Here is a 429-nt window from a genome sequence, read left to right as displayed (position 1 = left end):
ATTCTTCATTACTTTCGGGGGATTAGCTCAGCTGGCTAGAGCACCTGCCTTGCACGCAGGGGGTCAACGGTTCGAATCCGTTATTCTCCACTCTTTTAAGTACTGAGTTTAGAGTACTGAGTCTTGAGTTCTATACTCAAAACTTCTCACTCACTCATAACTTGAAACACGATCTTTGACATGATGTACAAGCAAAAAGTAAACAATATTTTTAGTAACGAGCTAAAAGTATGATTCAACCCTTTAAGTATTGAGTTAAGAGTTTACAGTATTGAGTTCTATTCCGCAAGGTTAAACTCACTACTCATCACTCACTACTCATTACTCAAAGAACAAAGAAAGTAAATAAGGGCACATGGTGGATGCCTTGGCTCTCGGAGGCGATGAAGGACGTGATAAGCTGCGATAAGCTTGGGTAAGGTGCAAATA

1 tRNA gene and 1 rRNA gene are annotated in these 429 nt (G+C 40.3%); both read left to right on the top strand.

Annotated elements, in window-relative coordinates:
- The first annotated feature begins 16 nt into the window (after positions 1-16).
- A tRNA-Ala gene (locus D0T85_RS21980) sits at positions 17-90 on the top strand.
- A 245-nt stretch (positions 91-335) separates the two neighbouring features.
- A 23S ribosomal RNA gene (locus D0T85_RS21975) occupies positions 336-429 on the top strand; the annotation flags it as partial.

The organism is Bacteroides sp. 519, from assembly GCF_010500955.1.
Taxonomy (GTDB): domain Bacteria; phylum Bacteroidota; class Bacteroidia; order Bacteroidales; family Bacteroidaceae; genus Bacteroides.
This window is presented reverse-complemented; position numbering and strand designations above follow the sequence as displayed.